The organism is Trichothermofontia sp. (assembly GCF_053493415.1).
This window is the reverse complement of the sequence record NZ_JBRCAD010000047.1, coordinates 1-5,763: the sequence shown is the minus strand read 5'-3', so window position 1 is coordinate 5,763 and position 5,763 is coordinate 1. Positions and strand designations below refer to the sequence as shown.

Below are 5,763 nucleotides of genomic sequence, written 5' to 3'. Positions count from 1 at the left end.
CAAGTTTCGCTATTTGCAACTAGAACTCAGCCGTCGCTGTTCGCTCGTCCATTGGAGCTACGATTTGCTTCCAGAAACGCTTGTATGACTCTCGCACCCTCAAGTGTAAAGTTTTATATCTGGATTCAACACTTCTGGTATTGATGGTGACATTATGCGCCAGTAATCCCAAGGGTCGCCGCCTACATATACCTGATAGGCTATTGTGGAAAAAACAATGAAAATTAACAGCAACTTTCGCTTTTTAAAGTTAAAAATTACTTCCATAATTGAAAGGACTAAAATCAACGCACTTTCGATCAGAAATAATGAAACAAATCCAACTCCATTTTCTATCCTCGTTAATAATGGTACACCTGTAAGTTTCAATGTATAAGTATTTGGCAATATTTCACCGTAGTATTGGTATTGAAATAATAATTGTCCGATAACAAATAAAAGATAGAGAATAGTTGCTGAAAATAACTTTTTAAGTCTAAAGCGCTTAACATTAACCTTTGGTGTTGGGATGCAAGTTTCCGAGAAAATATATATCCACACAATTGAAAAAATAATAATTGAGTCGTTTCTTGTTAAGAATGCTAATCCAAAAAAAAATAAAGCTTGCAAATAAGTTTGATATGTTTCGATTTTCTGTATATTTAAAAGTAAACAAAATTCCTAATAGTAAACATACGGTTAACATCCCTGTTTCCATTCCCATGAGTGACCAATATACCAGTGGATAATAGGATAAAGTTGAAATAAATACGAGAACTCTAATCAGTGCTTGCTTCTGGATATTCTGGTTTGAGCCAATATAGTCTGCAATTTGCATACTAATGTACGCGGCTAATAACATAAAACCTACACCCGATATTTGTATGAAGAGTACAGCATTAGATTTATCAGCCACTAATGTTGCAAAAGACATTAGTAAAGTCATAAGGAGATTCGTATATCCCTGAATACGTTCACCCTCATTCCAGACCAAACCGATACCATGTGAAAAATTCCATGCATAACGCATAGAAATCATGGCATCATCGAATAAACAAAAGTACCGCTTACCGTCAACAGCAATGAATGAAGACCTATATATAAAAGCAGTACTCCAAATTACAAAGCAAATAGAAATAAAAATGATAATAATCTTTTCCAGTCTTTGATTATTTGTATTCATTTATCCCTCTTTATATAAGTTTATGAGCCGCGTATAGGTAATAGATAATTCGCCTACTAAGTACTTCGATACCAAGCGAGATTAAAAACTATTTATTGTTGTTATTGTTTTGATAATTGCTATCAGTTTGAAGGTGTGAGAGGACTTAATGCTTCAACAGGGCTTCATTCCGATCGCATCTCACCAACGATCGCCCTGAAGCCTTATCGAAGCATCTTAGCGCCTCCCGGTAAACCTACCACTCACAGCAGATAGCGCCCTAGGCCCCAACCGCTTCCTTGGCGGCGTACATCACCTCGATCGTGATTTCGCTCAGGTTACGATCGCGGGCGAATTTCTCCGTATTGCGCTTCACCTTGCCCCGGACAAACCCCGGCACCTTATTCAATTCTGCCTGGGCTTCCCGCGTCCAATTCAGGTCAGAGTCTGCCGAAACGGCCTTGGTGATGACTTCCTTCGTATCGTGACCGCCGAAGATTTCCAGCAGGTGATCTTCCATCCCCAGGGTGAAGGAATTGTAGACCAGATCGACAATTTGATTGGCTCCCTCGTAACCCACAAAAGGCCGATAGCCCACCGGGAAATTTTGGATATGAATTGGCGCAGCAATCACCCCACAGGGAATATCTAGACGCTTACCCACATGACGCTCCATCTGGGTGCCAAAAATCGCTGCCGGTTCCAAACGCGCGATCGCATCCCCGATCGCGGCATTGTCATCACTGATCAGAACCTCATCGCAGTATTCACTCACCTGCGCCCGGAACCAATCGGCATCATATTTGCAATAGGTACCCGCCAGGACCACATGAATCCCCATCTCCCGCGCCAGGATTTTCGTGATCGCCGCTGCGTGGGTGTTGTCGCCAAAGACCACCGCCTTTTTACCCGTCAAGTTCTGGCAGTCGATCGAGCGCGAGAACCAGGCCGCCTGCGAGACAAACCGCGTTTGGGTATCGATGAAGGTTTCATAATCAACCCCAGCCCCCTGGGCATTCAAAAGTTGCTGGATAGCGCGAATACAGCGGGCCGTTTCCACAATCCCCATCGGCGTGATATCCACATAGGGCATCTCAAACTCGGTTTTCAGGTATTCCGCCGCCATCAGCCCCACTTCGCGATAGGGCACCAGATTAAACCAGGCGCGGGACAGCGTCTTCAGTTCATGGACCGTTGCGCCTTCGGGAATCACCGCATTCACCTCAATCCCCAGGTCCGCCATGAGCTTGCGCAGTTCGCGGCTGTCGTGCTGGTTATGGAACCCCAGCGTGGTCACCCCAAGGATGTTCACCGACGGCTTCTCGGTTTTGTCCTGGAATAACTCGCCCTTTTTACGGGCCTTCTCGATATAGAACTGCACAATTTGGGCCAGCGTGCGATCGGCGGCCTGAAGTTCATTCACGCGGTAATGGTTCACATCGGCCAGCAGCACATCCCCCTGGGCCTCAATCTGGGCACGATCGACAAAGTTCTGTAAATCCTCTTGCAAAATGCTGGAAGTACAGGTCGGCGTCAACACAATCAGATCCGGATGCTCCTCCCGATCCTTGCGGGTGATGTTATCCACCACCTTTTCCTGGGACCCCCGCGCCAACACATTGCGATCGACAATACTGGCCGTCACCGGGGTGAAATCGCGCTCCCGTTCCAGCATCGATCGCATCACATTGAAATAGTCATCACCGAGGGGGGCGTGCATAATGGCGTGGACGTTTTTGAAAGAACTGGCAATGCGCAGGGTGCCAATGTGGGCGGGGCCAGCATACATCCAGTAGGCCAATTTCATACGCGGGTCTCCGTTTCGCGGCTGCAAGGATTAACAAAAGGATTAACCAGGATTGAACGTGAACGCTGCACGGGCTGGGCAGGGTCCCAACCAGCGGAACGCTTTTGATTGTCTCACCCGACGCAGTGCCCCCTGCCTAAGAACCTTTGCCTAGTCTAGTCAGGCAAAATCAACGGAAACCCTTACGGGGCAAAGCTTTCAGGCTCGCGATTAAAACAACATAAAGGTTGCTAAATGCAACTATTCTTAATTTGTTGCCACATTCATTTGCGATCGCGACCCCAAATTGTGAAGCGATAGTTACAGGAATAGGGCTGTCTCGGTGGCAGACAGGATGCCTACCCCACGCCCGTTACACATAGGACACATGGGCACTGACAACCCGCCAGCCCTCCGGGGTGCGCAGCCAGGTTTGGCTTTGGCGGCCCACCTTATCGCTGTTCGCCCGCCGAAACTCGGTGTTAGCGGTGGCAAAGTCGCGCCCGTAGGTAGTGATCACAGTATTTTCTAGGGTGCGGGCCAAGCCCAGGGGCGATCGCTGGCGACGGAAAGCGGCGATCGCGTCATAGCCGTATAAATTCTCCGTGGCCCCGTAGCGAATCGTGTGGGGGCTGGGCCAAAACAGTTTGTCCAGGACTTCAATTTGATTATTCACTAGGGCCGTTTCGTAACGATTGAATGCCTCGGTGACTTCGGCCACCACATCCGGAAGATTAATGTCCATCGATCGTCAACCTATGCAACGCCAAAGGGCAGGTTCATTAAAATAAGCGTTTCTATTCCAGTCCACTGAGCAACCTGCCCCTACCCGAATTCTGCACTTATCCCAATCTGATTAGCGTGAGAATAAGTCATCAACATTTACATTTTGACGTTCCTGTTCCGTGGCTTCAAATAACTTGCGGGGTCGGTAATTCATGCTGGAGGCGATGATGCTGGAGGGAAACATTTCAATCGCGTTATTAAAATCCGTCACTGCCGCATTATAAAACCGACGCGAGGCCGACAGTTGTTCCTCCACTTCATTGAGCGACGCCTGGATTTGTTGGAACGATGCATTCGCCTTCAATTCCGGGTAGGATTCCACCGTAATCATAAACCTCCCGATCGCATTGGAAAGCTGATTTTCCGCATCAATCCGGCCTACTTCCCCCCGGCTGGCCATCGCCTGCGATCGCAGACTGACAATCTTCTCCAGCGTTTCCTGTTCATACTTCATGTAATTTTTGGCGACCGAGATCAGATTGGGAATCAGATCCCAGCGTTTTTTGAGCATGACATCAATGCTCGAAAATGCCTGCTCCACCTGATTTTTTTTACCAATCAGGTCATTCCGAATGAAAATGTAAAATAACCCCGCCCCAATAATGAGGACCAGAAGAACACCGATCGCGCCCATATGCTATCCCTCCGCAACGACAGCCTGGGGGTCTGATGCCATTGCCCCCCTCAGCCCGGTTGCCCTCTAGGCTACTCGATCGCGGGTGTTGATGCCACTGCCACAAATTTGTGGACCACCTGCCGCAGTTCCTCAGCATCAAAGGGCTTGGTCAAGTATTCAGAGGCCCCCGCCAGTCGGCCCTGGACGCGATCGAAGGGAGCATCGCGCGAGGTTAACATCACGATCGGCAACAACTGGAATTGGGGCAGCGTCCTCACCGTGCGGCACAGTTCCAGTCCATCAATCTCTGGCATGGTGACATCCAGCAGTAGCACCTTAACTGGCTCTTGGTAGAGGGTAGCTAAGGCCGCAGCGGCATTATCGGCCACCAGCACGTGATAATACGGGTTCAACGCATCCCGAATCAGTTGGTGGATTAGCGGACTGTCATCCACGGCCAGCACAGCCGGTCGGTGGTGAAAATTAACAGACATCAATACTCCTCGCCCCTTAGACGATAGACGCCTCATGTGGTCATAGGTGGGCAACAGATGCGGTAGTGCCTACCTCCCTGACACCTGTCCCCTAGGGACTCTCCCAGATACCCCCATTCCCCACGACTGCGCGTTGGCGGGAGTACACAACATTATCCCTAGGGACTAATACGGAAAATTTTGGGACAAGACCGGACACCTGTTTAAGGATTACGCTATCCCTGAGCCACTTTCCGTAGAATTCTGCGGGGCAGGGATGGTCGATCGTGACCTTGTCGTGAGCCATCCCCCCTGGCAAATTCAGGATTTGGGAGTATCCTGTGGGCCAGATTCTCACACAGACGCGGAGGGACCTTGTGAGCCTCAGCCAACCAATCCGCACGCAACATACTCGTTCAGGACGACGATCGTCTTTGCTGGGCTACCGGATAGGGTGTCTGACCAGCGTAACCCTACTAACCCTATTGGGGCCAGGGGATTTGCTTGTCCAAGCTAACCAGGTACACCAATGGCAGGTTGATCCAGCCGCGCAACAGTTGGAACTCTGGCTACCCACTGGGGTTACCCCACAAGTCAGTCTGCTCCAAGCCCCCCCCCGGATTGTGGTTGACCTGCCGGGTGTAACGGTCGTCAGTAGTCAAACCCAAACCTACACGGGCACCATTCGCCAAGTACGCCTCGGTCAGTTTCAACCCGATCGCGCCCGCATGGTGATTGAGTTAGCGGCAGGGACGCCCCTCACCCAGGAAACAGTGCGCCTCCAGCGGGTTGCAAGTACAGCGTCGGATCGCGATCGCTGGCTTCTGTCGCCATCACTGGCAGCAGCCACCCATGCCAACGCCCTCAATCCCAACCCACACCAATCCGGCGATCGCCTGCCCAGTCCAGCCATCACCGTTGCCGCAGGTGGCCCAGCCTCGCCAGCGGATGACCTGCCCCC

General features: G+C 50.2%; 6 protein-coding genes. 1 reads left to right on the top strand and 5 read right to left on the bottom strand.

Annotated features, from left to right (window positions below; translation table 11 throughout):
- Positions 1 to 490 precede the first annotated feature (490 nt).
- The 5 genes from ACWIUF_RS04335 to ACWIUF_RS04315 all read right to left on the bottom strand — a co-directional run bounded on the left by ACWIUF_RS04335 (position 491) and on the right by ACWIUF_RS04315 (position 4,823).
- The gene (locus ACWIUF_RS04335; protein ID WP_448571010.1) at positions 491 to 1,162 is read right to left on the bottom strand and encodes a hypothetical protein; all 672 of its coding nucleotides are present in this window, start codon (positions 1,160 to 1,162) and stop codon (positions 491 to 493) included.
- A gap of 259 nt (positions 1,163 to 1,421) precedes the next feature.
- The gene (gene bchB, locus ACWIUF_RS04330; protein WP_448571009.1) at positions 1,422 to 2,948 is read right to left on the bottom strand and encodes a ferredoxin:protochlorophyllide reductase (ATP-dependent) subunit B; all 1,527 of its coding nucleotides are present in this window, start codon (positions 2,946 to 2,948) and stop codon (positions 1,422 to 1,424) included.
- Between the two features lie 352 nt (positions 2,949 to 3,300).
- A complete protein-coding gene (hpxZ, locus tag ACWIUF_RS04325) occupies positions 3,301 to 3,672 on the bottom strand; it encodes an oxalurate catabolism protein HpxZ (RefSeq protein ID WP_448571008.1) in 372 nt (123 codons plus the stop codon).
- Positions 3,673 to 3,783: 111 nt separating this feature from the next.
- Positions 3,784 to 4,347, bottom strand: a complete 564-nt coding sequence (locus tag ACWIUF_RS04320; protein WP_448571007.1) for a LemA family protein — start codon at positions 4,345 to 4,347, stop codon at positions 3,784 to 3,786.
- Between the two features lie 71 nt (positions 4,348 to 4,418).
- Positions 4,419 to 4,823 (bottom strand): response regulator, encoded by a 405-nt coding sequence (locus ACWIUF_RS04315; protein ID WP_448571006.1) that lies wholly within the window; start codon positions 4,821 to 4,823, stop codon positions 4,419 to 4,421.
- A 356-nt stretch (positions 4,824 to 5,179) separates the two neighbouring features.
- Here ACWIUF_RS04315 and ACWIUF_RS04310 point away from each other — a divergent pair.
- Positions 5,180 to 5,763 (top strand): AMIN domain-containing protein (locus ACWIUF_RS04310; protein ID WP_448571005.1); only part of this gene is annotated, 584 nt, incomplete at its 3' end.

Excerpts from the sequence above, each read along its gene's own strand:
- ACWIUF_RS04335 (WP_448571010.1), bottom strand. The coding sequence starts at position 1,162 with ATGAATACAAATAATCAAAGACTGGAAAAGATTATTATCATTTTTATT.
- bchB (WP_448571009.1), bottom strand. The coding sequence starts at position 2,948 with ATGAAATTGGCCTACTGGATGTATGCTGGCCCCGCCCACATTGGCACC.
- hpxZ (WP_448571008.1), bottom strand. The coding sequence starts at position 3,672 with ATGGACATTAATCTTCCGGATGTGGTGGCCGAAGTCACCGAGGCATTC.
- ACWIUF_RS04320 (WP_448571007.1), bottom strand. The coding sequence starts at position 4,347 with ATGGGCGCGATCGGTGTTCTTCTGGTCCTCATTATTGGGGCGGGGTTA.
- ACWIUF_RS04315 (WP_448571006.1), bottom strand. The coding sequence starts at position 4,823 with ATGTCTGTTAATTTTCACCACCGACCGGCTGTGCTGGCCGTGGATGAC.